The organism is Vibrio sp. HA2012 (genome assembly GCF_002812955.1).
In the GTDB taxonomy this organism is placed as follows: Bacteria; Pseudomonadota; Gammaproteobacteria; order Enterobacterales; family Vibrionaceae; genus Vibrio.
The window spans coordinates 47,643-73,250 of record NZ_PFXK01000001.1; the positions used below are offsets into that span (position 1 = coordinate 47,643).

The following is a 25,608-nucleotide window of genomic DNA, read 5'->3' on the forward strand; positions in this document are numbered from 1 at the left end:
ACTGCTTTTTGTCGTTGTTTTTCATATGGTTGCATAGGTTGTGTGAATGTGAGATCTCGCGTGCAAAATGGAACATTAGCGATACTCAAGTATCCGGAGGTTACTTGAGTATCGTTTCTAATTACTTTCAGCAATGGCAATAATTCGTTTGATTAAATCTTCTTCTTTAAACTGCATATCACGATAGAAACGGTATATTTCAGAGTTAATTGCCTGCTGAGCAACCGGGTTAATCGCCATGGAATCGGTCATACTCGGAACCGCAGTAGCATATTGTCTGGCGGCGGCGTAGTCCCGGAAAGACTGCTTTTGGCAGAGATTAAAATCGGTCAGATCAATATCAGTACGTACCGGGATTGAGCCTTTTCGTTTATTAAACTCAGCCTGAAATGCTTTATCACTCAGGGCCCTTGCGACTTTATCTACCGTTTTCTGGCTGAAATTTTTGCTCTTCAGAAAAATAAGGCTGTCCATATTGTACAGATAACTTCCGTCAGCAGGGGGGGCCGGATAACAGCCGATATGTTCAGGAACCTGAATATTCTGACTGATAAGTTCCCCTAAAACCCAGTCTCCTCCGATCTGAAACAGGGCTTTGTCCTGAATCAACAGGGATGTTGCTTTATCCCATGATATATCCTGCAGTGGCTGTTCCGTTACCATGCTGAGACGGCGGAACTGTTTTAGTACATACCTCATCTGGGATGAGTTGATCTTACTTGGGTTAAGGTCAACCAGTGTAGCCTTATAAAATTCAGCACCACCAGTGCCTATAACGATGCTCTCAAAAAGCTGTGCAATTTGCCACGGACGGGCTCCGACAGCCAAAGGAATGATCCCGGCATCTCTGGCTTTTTCCATTGCTGAGAGCATCTCTTCCCAATTTTGTGGAATAGGTATGTTTATCTGTTTAAGGAGATGGTGATTGACCCATAACCAGTTTAGGCGGTGTAATACCAATGGCATGGAAACATAGCCGTTATCTGTTTTATTGATCTGTATAGCCAGAGGATATAGTACCTTATCCCATTGTTGTTCTTCGGCAATATGGTTGAGGGAATGCAGTACGCCGATGGCGTCCCAGGCTTTGATTACCGGTCCCTCTATTTGGGCGATATTGGGACTGTTGCCAGCCAGTGCTCGCGCCTGAAGAACCGTCAGTGCTGTATCTCCGCCACCACCAATGACTGGAGATGGGTGGTACTGGATTTGGTTTTCAGACAGCTGTTTTTCCAATATTTTCAGAGCAGATTTCTCTCCTGTGGATGTCCACCAGTGCAGAAATTCAATATTCTGACCGCAACAGGCGGGAGAGATAGCCAGCAAGGCAATAATAAGTGATGATTTCATGATAATTCTCGTGGAAAAGGTAATTATTCTTTTGGAAAAGAGAGTATGACCCGCAGGCTGCCATGCCGGGTTTGACTCAGATGAATATTTCCACCATGAGCCTTGGCGATGCTTTGTGAGATGGTAAGGCCAAGCCCGTTTCCTTCTACATGGTCTGTGGCCCGAAAATAAGGGTCAAAGAACTTATTCAGCAACGCAGAATCCACTTTCGGCCCATGATCCTCAATAAGGATAGTCAGTGATTCTGAATCGTCCAGCAGGGTAATATCTGCTTTATTTCCATACTTCAGGGCATTGTCTACCAGATTCTGCAGGCATCGTTTTATGGCCAGAGGCTTTCCGGCAAAAAGCGTGTGTATTTGTCCCTGAATCTTTATATTTTCATCAGCACAGGGAATCGTACTTTTGATATGCAGAATCAACTGATTAAAATCTATCGGTTCAATATCCTCATGAATATCGGTCTCTTTAATGCTTTGCAGTGCTCCTTTGACCATGAGATCGAGATCATTGGCAATTTTACAGAATCTCTCTCTGTCGGTCTGATTTTCCAGCATTTCCGCACGTAGCTTCAGACAGGCAATCGGTGTTTTTAGATCATGAGATATGGAGCTGAATAGCATCTCTCTGTCTTTAATATGGCTATCAATACGCCGGTTCATCTTGTTAAAAGCTCTGACGGCAGCTCTGAGTTCGGCACTGCCTTCCTCCTTTACCAACGGAACTTTCAGACGACTGGACATGAGTGTGGCGGCTTTTGCCAGTTTGCGGATAGGGCGGATTTCTCTCCGGACGATAAACCAGGTACAAAGCAGCAATAACAGGGCAGAAAACAGGAGAGTCAGCCATTCTCTTGGTGCAAAATATTCGGTTTCAAGATTGACATAGGGAGCGGGCAGTACGGCGGCCAGATAAAACCATTCCTGTGGGGCAACTTGAACCTGAGTCACCAAAATAGGAGGATTCAGGCTGCCATAGGACAGGGAGTAATGAGCCCATAACTGGGGAAGATCATCGATGGGCAGCTCATTATTAAATACTTTCAGATTATCACGCAGTGTAAAATCAACGTTGATTACCGGATTACCCTGCAGTTCATTTTGTAGTAGTGCTTTGACTTCATGGATAACCAGAGTTTTTCTCTGGCTGTCGGGCAAAGGTACAATGGGAATTTCATGATCATTTAATGAGACGAAGAAACGTGTACCGCCTATGTTGCGTAACTGATTAAGAACCAGGTGCCGGTATTCTGCGGGTAGAGTCTGAAAAAAGGCGATCGTAGATGAAGCACTTAATGCCAGACTGTTGACTGTGGTCAGTAATCCTTTTTGATCTCTTTCACTGCTCTGTTGATACCAGATAAGGCCAGCCAGAAGCTGAGCGGCGACAATGACGGCAAGCAGAAAAATACTGGCACGAACGGCCAGAGAATTAAAACGGAATCTGATTTTCCTGAACCTAACTTTCATAGTGCACTCTAGCTGCCAGCATATAGCCTCTGTTTCGTACCGTGACGATCAGTGTGCGGTCTTTATCTTCCAGTTGGTGACGCAGGCGGCTTATCTGTACATCAATACCGCGTTCTAATGGCTCTGCATCACGTCCCCATATTTCCCGGGCAATATCATCACGGCTCAGGACTGATTCTGCATGAGAAATGAATAGGCCTAACAAGGATAGATCTGCTCCGCTTAATTGTTTGACGGATCCTGTCGGGGTATGAATCAACTTTCGGGTGACCGTATCCAGTTGCCAGCAGGCAAAGGTCGCCTTTCTGGCTAACATAGGTTGTACGGGAGCCTGACTGCGGCGTAGAATTGTTTTTATGCGTGCCAGCAGTTCCCGGGGACTGAATGACTTAGTGATATAATCATCAGCTCCCATTTCTAAGCCTGCCACTCGGTCAGTTTCTTCTGTGACGGCTGTCAGCATAATAATAGGGACATCAGAGATGCGGCGTAATTGCTGACATAAAGTCAGACCATCATCACCGGGCATCATAATATCCAGAATGATCAGACAAACATCCTGTTTTTCCAGTATCTGCCACATGGCTTCGCCATTTTCGGCACCAATAACAGCAAATCCAGCTTTTCCAAGGTAATCGGAAAGTGCATCACGTAAGTCCTGATTGTCATCGACGACAAGAATTGGCTTATCTTTCATAAGTTACCCTAAGGCAGATCTACACGTTCTGGTTATTATGCCGTGTAATCCGTCAGGAAAAAACGCATAACAGGAACTGAAATGTAAGGGTTCCGATACATTTCAAACTCAGACCAGTCGTGTCTGTGATTTCATGCTCGTTTTTCAATGATAAGAGAGGTAATATCTTTAACCTCCCATCTATAAAGTAAGCCGAATAATGACTAAGACTCGTATTTTAATCTCTGAATCAACGAATCCCTGGTTTAACCTTGCCGTAGAAGACACCATTTTCCGTTCAATGCCAGCGGATCAGAGGGTGCTTTTCTTGTGGCGTAATGCTGATACGGTTGTCATTGGCCGGGCGCAGAATCCGTGGAGGGAGTGTAAAACTGACCGCATGGAGCAGGATCTGGTCAAACTTGCTCGTCGTCAAACTGGTGGGGGAGCTGTGTTCCATGATTTGGGGAATACCAATTTTACTTTTATGGCGGCTAAACCTGAATATGATAAAGAGGTTTCAACCAGTATTGTTTTATCCGGACTGGCAAGGCTGGGTATTAATGGCGTAGCAAATGGTCGTAATGATCTGGTACTGGAAGATGACGAAGGTATCCGCAAATTTTCCGGCTCGGCTTACCGTGAAACGGTTGACCGTGGTTTTCATCACGGAACTCTGCTGCTCAGTGCTGACCTTAACCGGCTGGGAGATTATCTGAATCCGGATAAGAAAAAACTGCAGGCAAAAGGTATTACATCGGTTAAATCACGGGTGATTAATCTCGACAGTGTTAAACAGGACATTGATCATCAACAGGTATGTGATGCCATTATGCAGGCTTATCAGGACTACTATCAGGAGTCTGTAGAGGTTGAGTATATTTCTCCGGAACACTTCCAGGATCTGCCCGGATTTGAAGATAAGTTTGCTTTTCAGAGTAGCTGGGACTGGAATTTTGGTCAGACTCCTCCATTTACCCATAATCTGGATGAACGTTTTGCATGGGGGGGCGTGGAAATTCTGCTGGAGGTAAAAAAAGGAATGATTGAGCAGTCCCATATTTTCAGCGATATGCTTGAACCGTACCCGATGGAAGTTCTGGCTGGCAGGTTGTCGGGTCTGGCGTATAAAAAAGAAATGCTTGAAACCTGTCTTCAGGATCTGAGCGAGGAGCTGTATCAGCATAAAGATCAACTGCATGAACTGAAACACTGGCTTGTCAGGCAGGTTGACTAGACTTGTAGGGTAAAAGCCTTTTGACAAATCATGCAGAAAACAGGTATATCTACGCGGCAATCAATTTGTCATGCTTTTGCAGCACAATTTGTTTTTCTTTTTCCCACAGGATCTATCCTGAAATATAACGATACCATAAGGGTTTTCTATGCTTTTTAACCTGCCGATTGTTCGGAAATTAGTCATGGCTGATATTGCAATTTTAGCCATTGTGTTGGCGCACTCCTTTTTATCTGAAAACGCAGCGGAGACCATGACCTATGTCGCCATCGTCTGTGCTGCCGGATTGATTAGTGCAGTCGTGGTTATCCTGCTTTTGCAGGGAAGTCTGCAAACATTGGAAAGTCAGTTGTCTTCGTACCTGCGGCGTAATACCCGCGGCGTTCAGACTCCGGATCAACTGAGCCGGGCAATTCAACAGTTACAGGAAGCGGCTCAGTCAGCAGAACAAAGAAGTGAAGCGCTGGAGCTGGATATTGCCCGCTGTCAGGCGGAAATCGCTCAGTGTGAAGCTTCTGCGAAACAGAGAGAGGTAGAACAGGAACGTTACCTGCAGAAAGCCACACATATTCTGGATGATATTGCTGGACTGATTGAACAGATAATCTCTGTTGCCGGAAATGCAGCAGAAGGTTCGCTTACCGTAAAAAATGATCTTTTTGGCTGCTGTGAGAATTTGGCAGCATCAGCTAAAGCAACACAGGCCGATGCCGATTTTATCAATGGTGTTAAGGGACAGATCCAGCAGTTGGGGCAGGGTGTGGCGACTATTAATAGCCTAGCGCTTGAGATTAACGATATCTCAGATCAGACTAATCTTCTGGCGTTAAATGCTGCCATTGAGGCTGCCCGAGCCGGAGAACAGGGACGTGGATTTGCCGTGGTAGCGGATGAGGTTAGAAATCTGGCAACCCGTGCCCGTGCATCCAGTGCTAAAATCGAGCAAAGTATTGCCTCCGTCGTACAGGAAGCGCATGCATCTTCCGAAGCGATAGAGAGGATCAGTTCGAACGTAGATAAGGCCGTGATTTACACGAATGCAGAGAAAGACACGATGGAAGGTATCAGTCACAGACAAGAAAATGTGGCCAGACAGATTGCTGAAGCAGTTGCTATGATTGAGCAGCAAAGAAACTTGATACAGAGTGCTCTGAGAAATCGTTACTAGTGAGTCGTTAATAGTGGCACACCCCTCAGGCCAATTATACTGGCTCTGAGGGGTGTCGGTTCTTTCCTAATCAGTTGCCTGTTTTTCCGCTGGCAACTTTCTGGTAAACCCGCTCAGGCCGGCCGATTCGTCCATGCTGGATAACAGCTTCCACCATTCCCCGGGCAAGAAGATATTCCAGATAGCGGCGAGCGGTTGTTTTGCTGATGCCTAGTTCTTTGCCTAAGGTTTCTGCAGTATAGACAACACCGGGTTCATCAAACGCACGGGTGACTTTATCCAGGCTGAGTTCATCAATACCTTTCGGCAGTTGTTGCAGGCGCACGGATTTTGACTGAAAATTAAACAAAGCATCAACATGACGCTGATTGATATGTTCGCTGGCTTTAAGGGAACTGGTGTACTTCAGATAACGATCCAGTGAATCGGACAGACGATCGTATGAGATTGGCTTCATCAGGTAATCAAATACACCGCTACGTACTGCTTCACGTACGGTATCGATATCGTTTGCTGCAGTAATGAAAATAACGTCAGGCGCGCTATCCATTGCTGTAATTTCTTTAAGCAGATCAATCCCTTTTCCATCCGGAAGATAGTTATCCAGCAGCACCAGTTTAGGTTTTAACAACCGGATCATCGTACGGGCTTCGGATATTTTCTGGGCAATTCCGACAGCCCGGAAACGTTTTGTCTGTGTAATATAGTGAGAGTGAAATTCAGCAATATTTGCTTCATCTTCAACAATCAAAATGTCATAAATTTCCATTTTTCGAAATCTCATTCGGAATAAATATAGAAAAAATCGTACCGGATGGTTCTGCATCATCAATCAGTATGTAGCCACCGGCTTTGATGACATATTGATGGACGAGATACAGACCGATACCATGGTTCGGCTTTCCTTTGCTGGTAATTCCTCTGTCAAATAAGGTGTCTGCAATTTCCGCAGGGATCCCTATCCCATTGTCTGCAACTTCAAGCACCAGTTCTTTCCCGTTATCATCGGAAAGAAAGATAGAGACGCATTTATTGCTGTCCGGATTTTTAAGGGTCGCTTCATACGCATTATCCAGAAGGTTGCCGATAATCGCAGCCAGCTCATCTTCTGTTATTCTGACGGGTTGTCTTTGTAGTAGACAACTGGGATCAAACTCCAGTGTCAGCCCTAATTCTCTGGCTCGGCTGTATTTACCCAGCAGGAGAGCAGCAACGACTTTAGAGCGGAATGCCGCTGTAATAAAATCAACGAACTGCTGATGTGTTTCTGTTTCTTCTCTGGTGGCTTGTAAAGCCTCTTCATAGGCACCTATCTGGATCAGACCACTGATGGTGGACAGCTTATTCGCATATTCATGACTGACTACACGTAAGTTATCCGTCTGCTGGCGGATATGTGTAAGCTGAGAGGTTAATACACTTAAATCATTTTTAGGACGGAAGCTGATAACCCAGCCGGAATGCTGTTCATTTTCCCAAATTTGGACACGTGTCGCAATCAGGGCCTCACCGTTACAGGTAATTTCTTTATGTTGTTGTTCTAGATTATCGGAATCATCATTCATTTTTACACCGATAAAAAAATCTACCGGTGTGATGTGCTCTTTGATTTTCTGCCCCTGAAGCTGGTTGGGATGATATGGAATACCCAGAATTTTCAGAGCGTGCTGATTGACAGAGATAATATCTCCCTGATTATCCACCGCAACAATGCCTTCGTAGACCGCTTCAAACACGGAATTCTGTACATGTAAAGACATGGCAATTTCTTCCGGTTCCATACCGTACATCTGGCTTTTTATGTGTTTGGTAAACCACCAGGCACCGATGGATGAGCAGAAAAAGATACCCGTCAAAGCGGTAAAAAAAGGAATAGAGTAGCGTAATATGAGGGTGCTGATGGTATCCAGCAGATACCCGACAGAAACGACGCCGATGATCTCTCCTTGCGGAGAAAATACGGGGGATTTGCCGCGAATAGCAAAACCAAGGCTGCCTTCACGAACGGAATAGTAGTAATCGCCTTCCTCCAGTGCTCTGGCACTGTCGCCTCCCTGCATAGGAAAACCGACTTTCTCCGGATCCGGATGGGAAAGGCGGATTCCGTTTTTGTCACCAGCCACGATAAAATCAGCGTCAGAAATCTTGGTCAGACGTTCAATCTGGCGATGAATCGTATCGAGATCATTTGCCTCCATAGCCTGAATAAAAACAGGATCGCTGGCAATTTCTCTGGCTTGAGCTACGGCTCGGGTACTGATCTGACTGTGTAACGTATCGGACAGAATATAATGGAAATAGCAGCCAACCAGCAGAAGCAGAGAGGACACGACGACAAATAACAATCCCCAGACCCGTTGCCGGAACGAGAGGTTTGCACATAAACGGTGATGAATAGCTTGTCTGGGCATGAAAGCAGGTTGTGGATTTGAGATCGGCATAGTGTAACAAGTGATTAATATGTCAACAAATCAAAAATACTGCATAAAATGCGATAAACCGATAAGCCCGTAATATAACAGATATTTTTTCTTGCTGATAAATGAAACGGGAGCAAGGCCAAGCCTTGCTCCCAGTCTTTTAACGCTTGTATCAGCTCATCATGCCAAATACAACACTGGCGATAACCAGAACAATACCACCACCAAGACGTGATGAAATTTGTGCGTAAGACAGCAGGCTCATTCGGTTTGCTGCCGCCATAACTTCAAGGTCACCAGAACCACCACGGTTAGCCATACACAGACCAGCAGTGATAGACGATTCGATAGGGTAGAAGCCCATTACCCAGCCACCAAGAGCAGCACCGATAATTGCACCCAGAACGATCAGAGTTGCAATGATCAGGTTAACGAAAGTAATTGCATCAATGATTTCCTGAAGATCGGTATAAGCAATACCAACACCAACCATCAGCACCCAAAGCAAATGCTTAGAGAAGAAAGAAGACAGACGTTTTGCCCCTTCTTTGATTTCGTTTGAACAGATACCTGTACCGTTCACAATAGCAATGATGATAACCATGTAAGCGAAGGTGTGGATTTTTACATCTCCAAAACCCGGCAGGATAGATTTTGACAGTGCTGCAGCCAGTGTGTATACACACGCAGCCAGCATCAGACCGATCGCAATTTCACGTGGAGTGATTTTCGGAGCAACTTCTTCTTCACCCACATCAAAGCTGGATTTACGCAATAGCTCACCGTTACCAGTCAGAGATGGCATTCTTTCACCGATATTGTTCAGTACGGCTGCCGCAACGATAGCAACGATGTTAGCAATAGTCAGGATAGCGATAGCAACAGAGTAATACTGCTCTTTTGAACCGCCGGTTACAGATTCATAGATCTCTGACAGCGGAATTGCACCAGCGCCGTTACCACCGCCCATAATAGGCAGTACATACAGCATCATGATATTGGCAGGAGAGATACCGAAAACCATACCAGCGAGGATACCTAGCACAGAAGCGCCCAGTACAGCAGCAAGAATAGTCGGGATATAACCAACCAGAGACTTGAGCAGTAGTTTACGGTTAACCGCCAGGATAGAACCAGTGATCAGAACAGCAATGAAAAGATCCAGGAAGTCTGTCTTTTTCATTACAGCAGTCACTGTTGTAATTTCTCTTTCGGTCAGCAGACCTGCGTGTACAAACCAGGCAGCAGCCAGAAAGATCATAACCGGGGCACCACCAATGTACTTGTTAAAAATTGGCAGGCGTTTACCGATTTCACCGAACAGAGCACCAACAACAAACATAAAGCCGAAGCCACCAACGATGTTGTCTGGAAGGGTATCAGTAAAGTGTGCGATCAGAACCACTGCCAAAAGGATGGCATAAAGGTGCAGCGGGATCCCGAAGAACGAGATTTTCGAAAGCAAACCCGAAGGCGACTTCTCGCTTAGGATCATTGTTTCTTGAGTCATAATAAATATTCCATAGTTGATGTGACTATGGAACATTTTATAAATAAGATCGCCTTGTAATTGTGAGAACTCGCATTTAACGCCGTAGAATAAAAATCGCTTAAAAATTAAAAGTATTTAAGTCGGAAAATGTATATGCACACGGTGTCCGTCAGCATTCAGTCATCTTTTTCTGGCAGACAAAAAACACGCAGTATTACAGCAGAAATGTCATCGCTGTTAGCACAGATACGGTGACTACACCCAGAGCACGGATTGCGAAAGGTGCCTGATTGTACTCGGTTAACTCGCTGTGTTCCCAAGTTTGCAAAGCTTTTCTTAAATCACTGTTAACAGTCATATTGTGCTCTCCTTATGTGTATTTCATTAATATACAGTGTATATACAAAGCATATCAATTGCAACATAAGTGTCATAATTCAGCTTAAAAAAGAAACGTTCAGGGAGAGAACCTCTCTGTAGGAACAGCAGAGAGGTTTATTGAATACAGCAGTTATCCAGATGTTCGCAGATATCCACGATGACCAGTGACAAGCCTGATTTGATGATCTGCTGCTGCCGCTGCATTTGTAACTGTCGGAGTTCGTCACTGATGTCATCATCCAGAGTGAAACTATCAAAGGATGATGGCAGTCCCAGACGACTGAAGAAACTCATCTCTTTTAATGAATAGATGACATAGTCATCGGTAAAGGTGTGTTCATTAATATCGTTGTTCAGATTTTTCTGGAGTCGGATAATGTCCTCTATATTGTGGTAGATCCCTTCAGGAACGATACCGATACCGAACAGCAGCTTCAATTGGTCGGATAGTTCGCCCAGTGGGCCAGATTTATTTAAAAGGGAGTCAACAACAGTGGTGACAGTCAATTCATCTTTGCGGAAGATACGTTGAATCAGCGCATCGATCGACTGGGTAATTCGTCTTACGACAATATTAAAAAAGCTTCTGACGGTCAGTGCCGAGTTCAGCTCTTCGATAATGTCGGATTCACTGTTAATCTGCATCATATGTACACTACAAAGATATAAAAACGGTGGAAGGGCCGGCAGGCTCACTTCCACCGAAAGGGTTAGCCGATTTGGTTATACAGCGTTTCGATCTGGATAGCTTCTTTACTGTTCTCATCCAGACTGCTGTATTTTTCCAGCGTTTTTCTGATCCCGATTTCAGCGATAGTTTCCTGCAGTTCTACAGCCTGAGGATCACTCTCATTGGTGTATTTCAGTGCAGCAGCAATGCCTTTTAACAAGGTGTTATTGGCTGTACCGTATTCGATAGTCCCCAGAAGTGGTTTTATCAGACGGTCATCTTTACCCAGTTTTCTGAGTGGCTGGCGACCAACGCGATCTACTTCATCGACCAGATAAGGGTTAGCAAAGCGACCTAAGATCTTTTCAATATAAGCGGCATGTTTCTCACGCTCAAATCCATAGCGACTGATCAAAACCTCACCACTTTCTTCCATCGCTGTTTTGACATCGCTGCGAATGGCCGGATCTTCAATCGCTTCACGAACGGTTCTGTGCCCTTTCAGGTTACCCAGATACGCTGTTACGCAGTGGCCGGTGTTTAAGGTAAACAGCTTGCGTTCTACAAACGCCATCAGGTTATCGGTGCATTCCATACCCGGAATGTCCGGTATTTCACCTTTGAACTGAGTCTGATCAACGATCCATTCGCTGAAGGTCTCTACCGTTACCGCCAGAGGATCGGTTTCCCCCTCTTCTGCGGGCGGTACGATACGGTCTACCGCCGAGTCGACAAAGCCAACCAGCGCTTCGGTTTTTTCCTTGGTTTCATCAGACAGCAGTTCGAAGACTGCTGCTTTTAACTGACTGGTTCCGCGAACCATGTTTTCGCAGGCAATAATATTCAGGGGAGTAGTGATGCCGTTAGCGATTCTTTTTTCCAGACCCTGAGCAATGGTTTTTGCAATAATATTTAATACAGTCGGTCCTACGGCGGTGGTGATCATATCGACTTCAGCGATACAGTTAACCACATTCGGATCGGTCGAGTTAATAGCAGTTACGCCGGTTACGGTTTCAGTAACGCAGTCGGCACCGACCACTTTTACCGGGTACTGATTACGTTCAATGAGACCATTCACTACCACTTCATTTACATCAGTGAAAGTGACTTCAACATGTGCATCGGCTAATAATTTTCCGATAAATCCACGGCCAATATTACCGGCACCAAAATGTAATGCTTTCATAATATATCTTCCAGGAAAAGGTTGAGTTCTGAAAAGAAGGCCGGTCGGGGGAGGATCGGCCTTAAATTCACTTCAGGAGCATAACGCTGAAGCCTTATCAGCTATTGAGGATTCGAAGAACATCCGCCGGGTTGGTTGTTGTCTTCAAACATTCGATGGCTTCTTCATCATCAAGTGAATTTGTTATTGCGGTGATAACCTGAATATGTTCGTCACCCTGTGCAGCAATACCGATAACCATTTTGGCAACATCATCTGCATCTTCTCCCCACTGGACACCTTCAGGGAACTGGCAGAAGACGATACCGGTTTTCTTTACATACTGCTTGGTTTCAATGGTTCCGTGAGGAACCGCGATAGACTCACCCAGATACGTTGAGACGAGCTGTTCACGTGCCAGCATGCCTTCAATGTATTCCGGAGCAACATATCCCAGTTTTACAAGTTGTTCACCAGCAAACCTGATAACCTCTTCCTTACCTTTAGGTTCCAGACCCAAGAAGATGTTCTCATCCGAAAGCTTTAGCGACCCGTTGCTGCTAGAGCCAGTGTCTGCTGGTGTTTCAGGCTTTTTTGCATCACCTTTTGCAGCAACCAGTTCTGCCACCAGATTGTCATACAAAGCATTGTCCAGGAAATTAGACAGAGAAATATGCTTCGCATTCGCGGCATGAGTACGAGCACGGTCGGTCAGATCCTTGTGCGTAACAACAATATCCACATCGCCTGGCAGGCTGTTGATGGCCAGATTAGTGACTTCGATATCCAGATTCGCGGCCTCTACTTTCTTACGCAGCAGGCTTGCACCCATTGCACTGGAACCCATACCTGCATCACACGCAACGATGATTTTACGTACGTTTGCCATGTTAATTTCAGCCGCAGGAGCCATACCTTTGGAAGACGCTTTCATGTCTTGCATCTGGTTTGTTGCCTGCTCCAGTGAATCGTCACCTTCTGTCTGCTTTTGAGTTTTCAGCAGGAAGGAAGCGATCACACAAGATACCGCCGCAGAACAGATAACCGACAGAATCACACCTACAAATGCAGATTTAGGTGTCATCAGCAGTACCGCAAAGATAGAACCCGGTGAAGCTGGAGAAACCAGACCTGATTCAAACATAACGTTGACAAAGACACCCGTCATACCGCCACCAATCATCGCCAGGATCAGACGAGGGTTCATCAGTACGTATGGGAAGTAGATTTCGTGAATACCACCCAGGAAGTGGATGATAGAAGCACCGGCAGCAGATTGTTTCGCACTGCCTTTGCCGAACATCATATAAGCCAGCAGCAGACCCAGACCCGGACCCGGGTTCGCTTCAATCAGGAAGAAGATTGAACGACCCATTTCTTCGGACTGTTGGATACCCAGTGGCGAGAAGATACCGTGGTTGATCGCGTTGTTCAGGAACAGGATCTTTGCAGGCTCAACAAAAAGAGAAGTCAGAGGAAGGATACCTGTATCAACCAGAACGTTTACGCCGGAAGCCAGAGCACTGGACAGTACTTTTACTGCAGGACCGATGATCATATAAGCGACAATCGCACAGATCATACCGATGATACCGGCAGAGAAGTTGTTGACCAGCATTTCAAAACCGCTTTTCACTTTACCGTGAACAGCCTGATCGAATTTCTTAATTGCAAGACCACCAAGAGGACCGGCAATCATTGCACCCATAAACATTGGGATGTCCGTACCAACGATAACCCCCATGGTTGTTACAGCACCGACAACGGCACCGCGGTCACCGCCGACCATTTTACCACCGGTATAACCGATCAGCAGTGGCAGCAGATACATGATCATAGGACCAACCATGGAAGCCAGCGTTTCGTTTGGCACCCAGCCGGTTGGAATAAATAGCGCAGTAATGAAACCCCAGGCGATAAACGCGCCGATGTTAGGCATTACCATGTTAGAGAGGAACCGGCCAAAGTTCTGGACTTTGACCTTCGCTTCTGGTGATAACATATTCAGTACCCCGTTCGATGTTCTATTGTGTTTGTATAGACGGTTTCTGGTAAAAACCGTTTGTTATTTGCTTAAGACATCTTCAACTTAGCACACGATCTTATGTATTGCTTTTGGGCTGCTTTTTTGTGATCTAAATCGGCTGTTTTTAGGGGAATACAAAAAATTAGAGTGATCCCTATCACGTTTATTCGGTGTAATTTAATTACAAAATGCAATAAAAATAAAAGTCAATATAAATAAAACGACAGGCATCTCATTTTATTTATTTGCTATTGATTATTTATAGTGACACAAATCACAAAGGAAATAATAAAAAATTTTCATTAAAGTTCTGGTGTGATTTTGATCGCGAATTAGTATTTATTTTTTGGTGTGAATTAAATAAAAATATTTTTGTATAAGAATGTGTAATTTTTCGACAAGTTCTTACGGTAAGAACAGCGTGGTAATGCGGAGGCAGAAGAGTGAAGGCAATAATAATACAGCAGCCTTCACTCGGTGATAGATTAAATACGGATCAGTAAAAGATCCACATCAGCCATACTGACCAGTTTACGGGCAGAAGACCACCAGCGGTTCCAGAACCCGTGATGATGTCCGCTCACCAGTAAATCTGCGCTGATTTCTTTTACAGCCTCATTCAGTTGCTCTTCTACATCCCCGGTAACGACCAGTTTATTTTCAATAGGGTAGCGAATCAGCCCGGTGATCTCATTTAATTGTTGCATTAAGTCATCGTGATCCCGCTGTATCTGATTGACCTCGGCTGGGTCATAGTCGAGAAGGTCGGCGTCCTGATGGGTGATATCCACATAGATAAACGATATCTTAGCGTCTAAATTTTTTGCCATGGATACCGCTTTGCTGATCATGGTATCGCTCGGAGCAGATAAATCGACAGCAACCAGTAAATGCTTATAGCTCATAATGTCCTCCCTGTTATCCTCCGTTTCCTAACATCTGTATGACGACTATTTGTGCATAACAGGTATATAGACTCCTCTGTTTATAGTATAGCGTTTGTCATTTACGAACGGATGTATGGGTTATTGCAGGTATGAGACTGTAGCTACTATTTTTACTTTTTTCTGAACCGGATGCGCTAATGGTGCCTGAAAATCTGTATCCTGAGGTCAGTCTGGTATATGCATTTTGAAGTGATTTGGGTATATAATCTTGATTATAAAAGATTAATTTCTTTCAATGGATGAAATGATATGTGTAGTAACGGAAAAAAATGATGCGCTTAGAAGATATTATTCAGATTATAGAGTTTACAGATACAGATACTCTGGCTGAGGCGATAGAAATATATAACCGTAACGGTATGGTTCAGAGTGCTTTATTGCCTTATATGCAGGTGATTATCGACCAGGCTGCGGAGCCTGTATGTCATAAACTGAAACAGACAGGTTTCCGGGGACAACCGGAAATACTGGATATTAGTGATGGTCTGTCTGTGGTATACGATTTGACCCGTTATAGTGCTGACGAAGTCAGACAGAGAATAGGGATGAAGTTGGAGGAGTAAACCTGTAGAATCGCACTCCCCCAGAAGTACAGACTAATGATTATGCATACAAAGGATACCTGTTTTCACCATTTTCCCCGTTCGGCAGCACATGACCGCTTGCCAGAGAAATTTACGTTTCCTTTTTGTTATGAACCGCATCCTTTAAGTGAGCTGGCGGCAGAAGCGTTGCAGCGGCATCTTCAGACACAGACAGACTGGCAGCATAATTTCGGGTTGAGCGGTGAAATGCAAGGCGCTATCGGAAAGATGTTTGGAGTGCTGGTTGTCCGTAATTCGGCGGGTGAGCTGGGATATCTGGCCGCATTTTCCGGAAAACTGGCTGATAGCAACCATCTGCCGGGATTCGTTCCTCCGGTTTTCGATATGCTGAAAACCGGCGGTTTTTTTCTTACGGAACAGGCCCGTGTCAATGAAATTAATCATCAGTTAGAGACACTGGAGAGGCATCCTGACATTACCTTATTCCATCAGCGGTTGAATGAGATACAGACAGAGGAACAGCAACAGCTTGCCAACTTTCGAGAACAGATGATAGAAGGGCGGAAACGACGTAAGTCTCAGCGCCACTGGCTAGAGCAGTCTTTACTGAGTCAGGATATCGGGCAGGAAGTGTATCAACAGCAGATGCTGTGCCTGAGTCAGGAAAGTGTGGCTGAGAAACTCCGGCTCAGAGAGTATAAACAGCGCTGGGAAAAGGAGCTCGCGGAAATCCGTTACTGTCTGGAACAGCTGACGGCACCGATTGATGCGCTGAAAGAACAGAGAAAAACCTTGTCTAAGGCTTTGCAGAAAAAACTGTTTGCTCAATATCGTTTTCTTAATCAGGCCGGACAGGAAAAAGATCTGGGTGAACTGTTTCAGAATACAGTAAATCGAATTCCTCCTGCCGGTTCTGGAGAGTGTGCTGCACCTAAGCTGTTGCAGTATGCATTTATGCATAAGATGCAGCCGCTTGCGATGGCCGAATTCTGGTGGGGACAGTCACCAAAATCAGAAATCCGCAGGCATAAACATTACTATCCGTCCTGTAGCGGAAAGTGCCAGCCAATTCTGGCACATATGCTGGATGGTATGGATATTGATGATAACCCGTTACTGGTTAACCCGGCGAAGAATAAATCTCTTCAGGTGGTTTATCAGGATGATGCGATTGCTGTTGTGAATAAACCGGCAGAGATGCTATCTGTACCCGGTAAGAGTATTCAGGATTCGGTTTATCAGCGTGTCAGGCAACTGTTTCCTCAGGCTACGGGGTCACTGATTGTACACCGGCTGGATATGTCGACATCTGGGTTGATGGTGATAGCGCTTTCCGGCAGAGCACATAAACATCTGCAGAAACAGTTTATCAGTCGTAGTGTCCGGAAGCGTTATGTTGCTCTGGTCGACGGTATTGTGGAAAAGGAATCCGGTAGTATCAGTCTGCCGATGCGCGGTGATCCGCATGACAGGCCAAGGCAGCTTGTCTGTTTCCGGCATGGTAAACCAGCAGACACCTATTGGGAAGTGTGTGAACGGTATACAGAACAGACAAAGGTGTATCTGTACCCTAAGACCGGCCGTACACATCAGTTGCGGGTGCATTGTGCACATCCGGATGGACTGAATATGCCTATTGCTGGTGATGATTTATACGGTCAGAGAGCAGAGAGACTGTATTTGCATGCTGATTCTCTGCGTCTCATTCATCCGCTCTCTGGTAAAGTGATGCACTTTATCGCAGAAAGTGAGTTTTAATTCTCCTTAGCCTCCATTTCTGAGAATACATATAAAACATAGAGTAATTAGCTATATATATTAACGATATGGCTAATTATTCAGGATGTTATTTTTATCGGATATGCCGATGATTTTTTTGTTTCCGGTTTTCAACGTAAGACTCTCTTATTTAGTGCTTATTTATATTCAGATGCTGTATGTCATTTTTATTATATATTAATGAAGTCTGTATATATCGAACCGTCCTTATATGCAGTGTTCAGAGTGTTATCAACAAGCTCAATGTAAAAGAAATAGCACAGAAAATGGCCCCCATTTTTAATTCACCTGTACATTCTAAAGTCTAATTTATTGAAATTCTTATTTATGCGAATTCATCTGGTGATAATTTGTACAAGTTCATCGGGTAAACTAAAATTATAGTGTTTGTTGCCGGCTTAATTCTGCACGCTAAAGAAATTAGCCATTGGACTAGTGAAATCTTTCTGTGTGTTTTATGTATGTATAAGTTAATAAATAATCTTAAACTGTTTTTTCTAATTATTATTTCATTTATTTTAATTGTTAAAACTGTTAATGCTGAGTTCTGTAGCGTACAGGAAGCATCCCTGCATCCCCGACTAGAGGGCGGAGCCCAGCGTTCAATGGTTTATCTGACCCAGAAAGAAAAACAGTGGCTGGAACAGCATCCGGTGATCCGTCTAGCTTCAAATTCATACTGGCCTCCACTGGAGTATATGGGGAAAGACGGCAGTTATCAGGGGATAGCCGCTGATTTTATCGCATTGATTGAAAAGAAACTGGCGATTCGTTTTGTTCGTTCTCCGGACCAGCTTTGGAACGATTCGATACAGGATATCCGGGAGCGCCGGCTGGATGTGCTCAGTATGGCGATGGAGACTTCGGCAAGACAGGAGTTTGCCCGGTTTACCCGACCGTATATTTCTAATGCTATGGTCATTGTGACCAGAGACTCTGTCAGTTATGTATCCGGTATTCAGGGACTTATCGGTAAAACCGTGGCTGTTGTCGAAGGGTTTGCTTCTTTTGATACATTGTCAGCAGAGCACCCGGGGATCCTGATCAAACCTTATCCGAATGTCGAAAAAGCATTATCAGCGGTGACTAATGGTGATACTTTCGCTTTTGTCGGAAATATTATTACTGTCGGTTATATTATTCAGGAAAAAAGTCTGAGCCATTTGCGTGTATCCGGAGATACGCCATACCGTTTTGAGCTGGGTATCGGTGTCAGAAGTGACTGGCCAGAACTGGTTTCTATTCTGGATAAGGCACTGGATTCTATTACTGTCCGAGAGCGGGCTGAGATATTTTCTCGCTGGGTTTATGTAGATATCGGACACGGCATCTACTGGAAAATCGTGTTATGGGCATTCGGTATACTGGGAAGCTTTACCCTTATCATCCTGTACTGGAATTATCAGCTTAACCGTAAGGTGAAACAGCGAACAGCATTGCTGGAACATCAGGCGTTGCATGATGTTTTAACCGGTTTGCCAAACCGTATGGCTATGCACTCCCGGCTGGAGCAGCAAATTTACACGGCTGAACGGGAGAAAGGCTCTCTCTTTGCTGTGTTGTTTATTGATTTGGATGATTTTAAAAAGGTGAACGACACACTGGGACATGCGGTGGGTGATGAATTGTTGCTGGCTGTTGCTGACCGGTTACGCAAAACGTTAAGACGTTCGGATTTTATTTCCCGTTTTGGTGGCGATGAATTTGTCGTGATCACACAGATTGTCAGACAAAAAAGTTCACTTGAAACCGTCTGCCGGCATATGCTGGAAGTCATGCAGAAAGCGTATTGCCTGCGCGGGCAGACAGTAACGATACACATGAGTATCGGGGCGGCTTGTTATGCTGAAAATGGTGCCACAGCAGAGGCATTATTACGCCATGCTGATACGGCCATGTATGCTGCAAAAAAACAGGGGCGCAACCGTTTTATTTTTTATTCAAAAGAGGTGGAACCTTCTGCCGAGCGGCGTATGGAGAAATCTGCTGAGGGCACATCGGTGGAATATGAACACTCGTTATTAAAAACTGTCCCGGAAAAGAGCTGATTTCTCCGGGACAGTCTGGTTGATTTTTATTAGCTTAGTAACATTTTAGCCAGCAGGTAGCCGACACAGCAGGATGAAACCACACTGATAAGACCGACTATCATAAAAGAGTGGTTAAAATACCATTTGCCTATTTTAGTTGTACCCGATGTGTCAAAGTTGACAGTGGCAATATCTGACGGGTAGTTAGGAATAAAGAAGTAACCATAAACGGCCGGAATAATCCCGATCAGCAGAGCCGGTTCCAGACCAAGGCCGATACCGACCGGCAACATCATCCGGGCAGTCGCCGCCTGAGAGTTGACCACAACCGATACAATAAACAGTGCCAATGCAAAAGACCACGGGTAGTCGGTAACCATACCGATAATACCGGCTTTAAATTCAGGCAAGGCATATTTGAAATAAGTATCTGACATCCAGGCAATACCAAAGATGGCGATTGCGGCAACCATACCAGATTTGAATACCACACCGTCCGGAACTTTTTTCGGATCGGTTTTGGTGACCAGCAGAATAATACCGCCGAAAGCCAGCATCATCATCTGGATGATAATGGACATGGAAATGGGTTTTTCGTTATCAATGATCGTTCTGACATCCGGAAACATTGCAATAATCACTATTGAAACCAGTGCAGCCAGAAAAATAAGGACAGAATTTTTTGCCGATGCCGGCAATTCTTCATCCAGACTGGTTGCCGTGGTGGTCAGAATTTTTTCTCTCCATACCGGATCCTGAAGACGGGCCTGATATTCAGGATCATCTTCCAGTTCTTTACCCCGGCGCAGACTGTAAAGTGACATCAGGAACACACCGCACAGTGTTGAAGGAATGGTTACCATCAGGATCGTGACCAGAGTAATGTCGTGCTGAATATTGGATAGTTGAGCCAGATAATAGACAACCGCTGCAGAGATAGGCGATGCAGTGATCCCGACCTGAGAGGCTACAGATGCTGCTGCCATCGGACGTTCCGGGCGGATCCCGTTTTTCAGTGCAACATCACCGATGATTGGCATGATGGAGTAAACCGCATGTCCGGTACCCAGCATAAATGTCATGGTATAGGTAACCAAAGGGGCAATAAGGGTAACGTTTTTCGGGTTTTTCCGCAGAATTCTTTCTGCTACCTGCAGCATATATTTCAGACCACCGGCAGCTTCCAGTACCGAAGCACAGGTCACCACGGCAAGAATAATCAGCATAACGGTAATGGGAGGGGATGTCGGCGGCATTCTAAAGATAAAAACTTCAGCCACCAGGCCAATACCGGAAACAACGCCTAAACCAATCCCGCCATAGCGGGATCCCGTGTATAACATCAGCAAGAGAAATAAAAATTCAAGATATAACATAGCAATAGCCTTTCAGTTGAGCCTGAAACTATTCTCAGGCTGTAGAAAAACAAATACTAATAGTAGGGTCATATTTTTTATGTTATGAGTTTGTTATGTGTTGAAATCTTGCTACAAGTCACATATTTAAATCGTTTCCTGAGCAAAAAAGATCCCGGGGGAAGGGATCTTTTTCTTATACAAAGTATTCAAATCAGGCTTATAACTTAACTTATAACTTAAAGCGACCGACGATATTGATCAACTGGCTATTGACTGAAGCAATATTTTCCATATCAGACAGAGTCCGCTGGCCATTACTGTCCAGTTCACCAACGATATCGTTCAGTGCGGTCATATTGCGGCTAAGCTCTTGTGTTACGCTGCTTTGTTCCTCTGCGGCTGTTGCGATCTGGGTGCTGAGGGCATTAATTTCAGTCACATAGGTGGTCATTGCTTCCAGACTGTTAGCAACTTCATCCGACCCTTCGGCAGTTTCCTGACAACGTTGTCTGGTATTGTCCATTGAATCTACGACGACTTGAGTACCTTTCAGAAGGTTCGCCAGCGCCACTTCAACTTCTTCCGTACTCTCTTTGGTCCGGCTGGCAAGATTACGGACTTCATCGGCAACAACGGCAAAGCCCCGGCCTTGTTCACCGGCCCTAGCAGCTTCTATCGCAGCGTTCAGAGCCAACAGGTTGGTCTGTTCGGCGATATCACCAATCACACTCAGGACACTATTGATTTCCTGCGTTTCATTACTCATACGGTTAACGTTAGCTGCGGCGGTGTCAACATCCTCAATCAGTGCAGAAACGGTAGCCAGTGATTGTTGAACGGTTTTTTTCGATGTGGTACTGGTTTCATCGGCCTGTTGGGTCAGGCTGGCTGTATTAGCTGCGTCGGTAGCCATTGAATCTGCCGTCGCGTTCATCTCTTCGATGGCAGTAACAATCTGTTCGGTTTCTGTCACGTGATTTTGCAAAATAGCGGAGTTATGCTCAGACTGCTGCCGCACCTGACTGACATTGGTCTGCAGGACACCGGATATATCCTGAATTTCACGCAGCATGGTTTGTAAATTAGTGATAAATTTATTCACGCCGTCAGCAATTTCGCCCAGTTCGTCATTCGATTCAACGTTCAGCCGCTGAGTTAAATCTGCATCGCCGCTGGAAAGATCGAGGATGGTTTTTTTCAGAGACAGTATCGGGCGGTATAGTGCCTGAAGGGCAAAAAATGCTATCAGCAGACAGATTACTGTTGCAGAAACCGCAATAGTAATGGCTGTATTTCTGGCAGATATCAAGCTGGAGTAAGCGACAGAGGTATCCAGTCCCATAACAAAGTACCAGTTTTTATCTGCAACTTTGATCCGGTGAGAGAAAAGGATTTTGTCAGTGTTGTTCAGTTGATAGCTAATGACGGCAGCATCATTTTTTACGGCTTCAAGAGCAGCTTCCTTGAACCAGGAAATATCAGAAGCTTTATCACTGACCTTAACTGCATCGGATGTTGATGCCAGAACGGTAGTATCCTGATTCAGAATTAAAGCAACAGACCCCGGGATATCGACCGATTCTTTTGCTAAATCACTCATCCAATCCAGCTTCATGTCTGCACCGATCATCCCATCTTGGGTTTTCTGCACAATACTCAACCAATAAATGTCTGGGTTTGCACCATCGGGGTAGGGGTCGGTGACGGAAGGTTCCATCGCTTTTCGACCATCCTGATAGTAGCTCATTTTTCTTATATCATCGTGAAACTTATGGTTTGGCCATGCATCACTGGTCAGATTCCAGTAGGCGTCACCTGTCGATTCAAATCCTATAAAAGAGCTTCCTGTATTCAGGGTTGTTGCGAAAAGATGGGTCAGGGCCACATATTCTTCTAAGGTATTTCCGGGGAAGGCCTCATTTTTATAGAGTTTTCCCAGCCCTCTCATGCCTTCAATTTTCTCTCCTAAAAAAGTCTCAACTAATGTAGCCCGACCTTTTACGTATTCACTTCCGAGTTGATTTGTTAGATCAATGATGGCTTCTTTTTCTTTTGTATAGGAGATATAGCTGGAAATGGAAACTGAAAATCCAACCAGTAACATCACTGAGATGATCAGCAGTCGTTTAAGTCCGAGTTGCTTCATAATGGCACCATATTACCTGTTGTCTGTGAAAATATTCTGTCTGCTTATAAAGAATATATCGGTTGCTACTATCCAAAGTTTAGATGGCATTTTTGTAAACAAAGTAAAAATTTCAGAAAGTTATCAATAGGAAACAGGTAAGACAGCATCCGACAGCTTTGTTTTAAACCTTACAAAAAGAGTGGAATTTGTCAGCTACGTTATAGCTTGTAATTATTAATTCCTTAATTTTCAATCTGTTATGAGTTTATTGGTGTTGGCTTGGTTTTCGCAGAGAGATGTATGAATTGTTTTTTACACATCCTATGGAGGGAACCATTATGGCAATTCGTCAATGCGCAATTTACGGAAAAGGCGGTATCGGTAAATCAACAACAACGCAGAATTTGGTCGCTGCTCTGGCAGAAGCTGGTAAGAAAGTGATGATTATCGGTTGTGACCCTAAAGCAGACTCAACCCGTCTGATCTTACACACCAAAATGCAGAACACCATCATGGAAATGGCAGCGGAAGCCGGTACGGTAGAAGACATCGAACTGGAAGATGTACTGCTGACAGGTTACGGTGACGTGAAATGTGTTGAATCAGGCGGTCCTGAGCCAGGTGTCGGTTGTGCCGGCCGTGGGGTAATCACCGCTATCAACTTCCTTGAAGAAGAAGGCGCATACGAAGAAGATCTGGACTTTGTGTTTTATGACGTATTGGGTGACGTGGTATGCGGTGGTTTTGCCATGCCAATTCGCGAAAATAAAGCACAGGAAATCTACATCGTATGTTCTGGTGAGATGATGGCAATGTACGCAGCAAACAATATCTCTAAAGGTATTTGTAAGTATGCCACTTCAGGCAGTGTACGCCTTGCAGGTCTTATTTGTAACTCACGTAACACTGACCGCGAAGACGAGTTAATCATGGCTCTTGCGGCGAAGATCGGCACTCAGATGATCCACTTCGTTCCTCGTGACAACATTGTACAACGTGCAGAAATTCGTCGTATGACCGTTATCGAGTATGACCCGACTTGTAACCAGGCGGATGAATACCGTGCTCTGGCGAAAAAAGTTATCGAGAACAAAATGTTCGTTATTCCTGAGCCATGCACTATGGACGAGCTTGAAGATCTGCTGATGGAATTCGGCATCATGGAAGTAGAAGATGAGTCCATCGTCGGCAAAACAGCCGCTGAAGTAGCATAAGCAATGAATCTGGCTGAAAAATGATAAGCCTATAAGCTTTAAACTAATTTGGAGGCAGAGATGTCGATGAATAAGCAAGAAACTCAGGCACTGATTGATGAAGTGTTGGAAGTTTATCCGGAAGTCGCACGGGCAGAGCGTGCGCTGCATCTGGGTGTCAATGATGTCAGTGCGGAAGGAAAAAGCTGTGTAACCTCCAACCGGAAATCATTGCCCGGTGTAATGACGGTTCGCGGTTGTGCCTACGCAGGTTCTAAAGGGGTGGTATGGGGACCGGTAAAAGATATGATCCATATTTCTCATGGTCCTATCGGTTGTGGTCAGTATTCTCGTGCCGGACGGCGTAATTATTACACCGGAACAACGGGGGTTGATACATTCGGGACATTGAACGTTACCACGGATTTTCAGGAACGAGACATCGTATTCGGTGGCGATAAGAAACTGTCGGCAGCGATCGATGAGCTGGAAATGTTGTTTCCGTTATCTAAAGGTCTCTCCGTCCAGTCTGAGTGTCCGGTTGGTTTGATTGGTGATGATATCGAAGCCGTCGCTAAGATCAAAGGGGCTGAGATTGGTAAAACTATTGTGCCGGTTCGTTGTGAAGGTTTCCGTGGTGTGTCTCAGTCTCTGGGTCACCATATCGCGAACGATACACTGCGTGACCATGTACTGTCTAAATCAGATGAACGTGCGTTTGAAGCGGGTCCGTATGATGTTGCCATCATTGGTGACTATAACATCGGGGGGGATGCCTGGTCTTCCCGTATCATTCTTGAGGATATGGGTCTGAACGTAGTTGCTCAGTGGTCTGGTGACGGTACGCTTCCGGAAATGGAAAATACGCCGAAAGTGAAACTGAATCTGGTTCACTGTTACCGTTCTATGAACTATATCGTGCGTCATATGGAAGAGAAGCATGGTGTGCCATGGGTAGAGTACAACCTGTTCGGCCCGACTAAGATCGAAGAATCGATGCGTAAGATTGCCGGCTATTTTGATGAGAAAATTCAGGCTCAGACAGAAGAAGTCATCAAGCGTTATCGTACTGAATGGGAACAGATTATTGCTAAATATCGTCCTCGTCTGGAAGGGAAGAAGGTGATGTTGTATGTCGGTGGTCTGCGTCCTCGCCATATTATCGGGGCTTATGAAGATCTGGGCATGGAAATTGTCGGCGCAGGTTATGAATTTGCACATAACGATGACTATGTAAAAACCACTCCGGAAGTAAAAGAAGCTACCTTGCTGTTTGATGATGTTACAGGTTATGAACTGGAAGAGTTTGTTAAGAAACTGAATCCGGATCTGGTCGGCTCCGGCATCAAAGAGAAGTATATCTTCCAGAAGATGGGTTATCCGTTCCGTCAGATGCACAGCTGGGATTACTCGGGGCCTTATCATGGTGTTGATGGTTTTGCTATCTTCGCCCGAGATATGGATCTGACGATCAATAATCCGTGCTGGAGCAGCATGAAAGCCCCGTGGATAAAGGATGAATCGTCTGACGAGGCACTGGCTAAGACCGCCTAATGTTACGATGGACTATT

20 protein-coding genes are annotated in these 25,608 nt (G+C 45.0%); 7 read left to right on the plus strand and 13 right to left on the minus strand.

The window, feature by feature from the left end:
- Positions 1 to 117 precede the first annotated feature (117 nt).
- The 3 genes from CSW98_RS00210 to CSW98_RS00220 are packed head-to-tail and all read right to left on the minus strand — an operon-like array spanning position 118 to position 3,516.
- Positions 118 to 1,350: an ABC transporter substrate-binding protein gene (locus CSW98_RS00210; RefSeq protein WP_100798439.1), complete on the minus strand. Its 1,233-nt coding sequence runs from the start codon at positions 1,348 to 1,350 to the stop codon at positions 118 to 120.
- A 23-nt stretch (positions 1,351 to 1,373) separates the two neighbouring features.
- Positions 1,374 to 2,819, minus strand: a complete 1,446-nt coding sequence (locus CSW98_RS00215; protein WP_100798440.1) for an ATP-binding protein — start codon at positions 2,817 to 2,819, stop codon at positions 1,374 to 1,376.
- The gene (locus tag CSW98_RS00220) at positions 2,809 to 3,516 is read right to left on the minus strand and encodes a response regulator (protein ID WP_100798441.1); all 708 of its coding nucleotides are present in this window, start codon (positions 3,514 to 3,516) and stop codon (positions 2,809 to 2,811) included. The genes CSW98_RS00215 and CSW98_RS00220 overlap by 11 nt, the downstream gene beginning before the upstream one ends.
- A 199-nt stretch (positions 3,517 to 3,715) precedes the next feature.
- Between CSW98_RS00220 and lplA the strand changes: the two genes are divergently transcribed.
- Positions 3,716 to 4,732, plus strand: a complete 1,017-nt coding sequence (gene lplA / locus CSW98_RS00225; protein WP_100798442.1) for a lipoate--protein ligase — start codon at positions 3,716 to 3,718, stop codon at positions 4,730 to 4,732.
- 184 nt (positions 4,733 to 4,916) lie between these two features.
- Entirely contained in the window at positions 4,917 to 5,900 is a 984-nt protein-coding gene (locus tag CSW98_RS17780; protein WP_269799016.1) for a methyl-accepting chemotaxis protein, read from the plus strand.
- Positions 5,901 to 5,970: 70 nt separating this feature from the next.
- Here CSW98_RS17780 and CSW98_RS00235 read toward each other — a convergent pair whose 3' ends face one another.
- The 8 genes from CSW98_RS00235 to CSW98_RS00265 form a co-directional block, all read right to left on the minus strand.
- On the minus strand, positions 5,971 to 6,669 hold the full coding sequence (locus CSW98_RS00235; RefSeq protein WP_100798444.1) for a response regulator: 699 nt from the start codon (positions 6,667 to 6,669) through the stop codon (positions 5,971 to 5,973).
- On the minus strand, positions 6,656 to 8,311 hold the full coding sequence (locus CSW98_RS00240) for an ATP-binding protein (RefSeq protein WP_100799125.1): 1,656 nt from the start codon (positions 8,309 to 8,311) through the stop codon (positions 6,656 to 6,658). The genes CSW98_RS00235 and CSW98_RS00240 overlap by 14 nt, the downstream gene beginning before the upstream one ends.
- A 181-nt stretch (positions 8,312 to 8,492) precedes the next feature.
- Positions 8,493 to 9,830 carry a citrate/sodium symporter CitS gene (citS, locus tag CSW98_RS00245; protein WP_100798445.1) on the minus strand — a complete coding sequence of 446 codons (1,338 nt, stop codon included), beginning with the start codon at positions 9,828 to 9,830 and terminating at the stop codon, positions 8,493 to 8,495.
- A gap of 196 nt (positions 9,831 to 10,026) precedes the next feature.
- Positions 10,027 to 10,170 (minus strand): hypothetical protein, encoded by a 144-nt coding sequence (locus CSW98_RS17475; protein WP_157810300.1) that lies wholly within the window; start codon positions 10,168 to 10,170, stop codon positions 10,027 to 10,029.
- 137 nt (positions 10,171 to 10,307) lie between these two features.
- Positions 10,308 to 10,838 carry an MltR family transcriptional regulator gene (locus CSW98_RS00250; RefSeq protein ID WP_100799126.1) on the minus strand — a complete coding sequence of 177 codons (531 nt, stop codon included), beginning with the start codon at positions 10,836 to 10,838 and terminating at the stop codon, positions 10,308 to 10,310.
- 65 nt (positions 10,839 to 10,903) lie between these two features.
- Entirely contained in the window at positions 10,904 to 12,052 is a 1,149-nt protein-coding gene (locus CSW98_RS00255) for a mannitol-1-phosphate 5-dehydrogenase (protein ID WP_100798446.1), read from the minus strand.
- Positions 12,053 to 12,149: 97 nt separating this feature from the next.
- Positions 12,150 to 14,033 carry a PTS mannitol transporter subunit IICBA gene (locus CSW98_RS00260; RefSeq protein ID WP_100798447.1) on the minus strand — a complete coding sequence of 628 codons (1,884 nt, stop codon included), beginning with the start codon at positions 14,031 to 14,033 and terminating at the stop codon, positions 12,150 to 12,152.
- A 509-nt stretch (positions 14,034 to 14,542) separates the two neighbouring features.
- On the minus strand, positions 14,543 to 14,962 hold the full coding sequence (locus CSW98_RS00265; protein ID WP_100798448.1) for a universal stress protein: 420 nt from the start codon (positions 14,960 to 14,962) through the stop codon (positions 14,543 to 14,545).
- A 311-nt stretch (positions 14,963 to 15,273) separates the two neighbouring features.
- On the opposite strand from CSW98_RS00265, the gene CSW98_RS00270 reads away from it, so the two are divergent.
- From CSW98_RS00270 to CSW98_RS00280, 3 genes are all read left to right on the plus strand, one after another.
- The gene (locus CSW98_RS00270) at positions 15,274 to 15,567 is read left to right on the plus strand and encodes a hypothetical protein (RefSeq protein ID WP_157810301.1); all 294 of its coding nucleotides are present in this window, start codon (positions 15,274 to 15,276) and stop codon (positions 15,565 to 15,567) included.
- Between the two features lie 42 nt (positions 15,568 to 15,609).
- Positions 15,610 to 17,307, plus strand: coding sequence for an RluA family pseudouridine synthase (locus tag CSW98_RS00275; RefSeq protein WP_100799127.1), 1,698 nt, complete (start codon positions 15,610 to 15,612; stop codon positions 17,305 to 17,307).
- A 482-nt stretch (positions 17,308 to 17,789) separates the two neighbouring features.
- Entirely contained in the window at positions 17,790 to 19,376 is a 1,587-nt protein-coding gene (locus CSW98_RS00280; protein WP_100798450.1) for a diguanylate cyclase domain-containing protein, read from the plus strand.
- A gap of 29 nt (positions 19,377 to 19,405) precedes the next feature.
- Here CSW98_RS00280 and CSW98_RS00285 read toward each other — a convergent pair whose 3' ends face one another.
- On the minus strand, positions 19,406 to 20,734 hold the full coding sequence (locus tag CSW98_RS00285) for an anaerobic C4-dicarboxylate transporter (RefSeq protein WP_100798451.1): 1,329 nt from the start codon (positions 20,732 to 20,734) through the stop codon (positions 19,406 to 19,408).
- 211 nt (positions 20,735 to 20,945) lie between these two features.
- Positions 20,946 to 22,862: a methyl-accepting chemotaxis protein gene (locus CSW98_RS00290; protein WP_100798452.1), complete on the minus strand. Its 1,917-nt coding sequence runs from the start codon at positions 22,860 to 22,862 to the stop codon at positions 20,946 to 20,948.
- A gap of 320 nt (positions 22,863 to 23,182) precedes the next feature.
- Here CSW98_RS00290 and nifH point away from each other — a divergent pair, with 320 nt between their 5' ends.
- Both nifH and nifD read left to right on the plus strand, forming a co-directional pair.
- Complete coding sequence (nifH, locus tag CSW98_RS00295; protein ID WP_100798453.1) at positions 23,183 to 24,058, plus strand: nitrogenase iron protein; 876 nt, start codon at positions 23,183 to 23,185, stop codon at positions 24,056 to 24,058.
- A 66-nt stretch (positions 24,059 to 24,124) separates the two neighbouring features.
- A complete protein-coding gene (gene nifD, locus CSW98_RS00300; protein WP_232733453.1) occupies positions 24,125 to 25,591 on the plus strand; it encodes a nitrogenase molybdenum-iron protein alpha chain in 1,467 nt (488 codons plus the stop codon).
- Positions 25,592 to 25,608: the final 17 nt, after the last annotated feature.

Coding starts and splice junctions, on each gene's coding strand:
- CSW98_RS00210 (WP_100798439.1), bottom strand. CDS start 1,350: ATGAAATCATCACTTATTATTGCCTTGCTGGCTATCTCTCCCGCCTGT.
- CSW98_RS00215 (WP_100798440.1), bottom strand. CDS start 2,819: ATGAAAGTTAGGTTCAGGAAAATCAGATTCCGTTTTAATTCTCTGGCC.
- CSW98_RS00220 (WP_100798441.1), bottom strand. CDS start 3,516: ATGAAAGATAAGCCAATTCTTGTCGTCGATGACAATCAGGACTTACGT.
- lplA (WP_100798442.1), top strand. CDS start 3,716: ATGACTAAGACTCGTATTTTAATCTCTGAATCAACGAATCCCTGGTTT.
- CSW98_RS17780 (WP_269799016.1), top strand. CDS start 4,917: ATGGCTGATATTGCAATTTTAGCCATTGTGTTGGCGCACTCCTTTTTA.
- CSW98_RS00235 (WP_100798444.1), bottom strand. CDS start 6,669: ATGGAAATTTATGACATTTTGATTGTTGAAGATGAAGCAAATATTGCT.
- CSW98_RS00240 (WP_100799125.1), bottom strand. CDS start 8,311: ATGCCCAGACAAGCTATTCATCACCGTTTATGTGCAAACCTCTCGTTC.
- citS (WP_100798445.1), bottom strand. CDS start 9,830: ATGACTCAAGAAACAATGATCCTAAGCGAGAAGTCGCCTTCGGGTTTG.
- CSW98_RS17475 (WP_157810300.1), bottom strand. CDS start 10,170: ATGACTGTTAACAGTGATTTAAGAAAAGCTTTGCAAACTTGGGAACAC.
- CSW98_RS00250 (WP_100799126.1), bottom strand. CDS start 10,838: ATGCAGATTAACAGTGAATCCGACATTATCGAAGAGCTGAACTCGGCA.
- CSW98_RS00255 (WP_100798446.1), bottom strand. CDS start 12,052: ATGAAAGCATTACATTTTGGTGCCGGTAATATTGGCCGTGGATTTATC.
- CSW98_RS00260 (WP_100798447.1), bottom strand. CDS start 14,033: ATGTTATCACCAGAAGCGAAGGTCAAAGTCCAGAACTTTGGCCGGTTC.
- CSW98_RS00265 (WP_100798448.1), bottom strand. CDS start 14,962: ATGAGCTATAAGCATTTACTGGTTGCTGTCGATTTATCTGCTCCGAGC.
- CSW98_RS00270 (WP_157810301.1), top strand. CDS start 15,274: ATGATGCGCTTAGAAGATATTATTCAGATTATAGAGTTTACAGATACA.
- CSW98_RS00275 (WP_100799127.1), top strand. CDS start 15,610: ATGCATACAAAGGATACCTGTTTTCACCATTTTCCCCGTTCGGCAGCA.
- CSW98_RS00280 (WP_100798450.1), top strand. CDS start 17,790: ATGTATAAGTTAATAAATAATCTTAAACTGTTTTTTCTAATTATTATT.
- CSW98_RS00285 (WP_100798451.1), bottom strand. CDS start 20,734: ATGTTATATCTTGAATTTTTATTTCTCTTGCTGATGTTATACACGGGA.
- CSW98_RS00290 (WP_100798452.1), bottom strand. CDS start 22,862: ATGAAGCAACTCGGACTTAAACGACTGCTGATCATCTCAGTGATGTTA.
- nifH (WP_100798453.1), top strand. CDS start 23,183: ATGGCAATTCGTCAATGCGCAATTTACGGAAAAGGCGGTATCGGTAAA.
- nifD (WP_232733453.1), top strand. CDS start 24,125: ATGAATAAGCAAGAAACTCAGGCACTGATTGATGAAGTGTTGGAAGTT.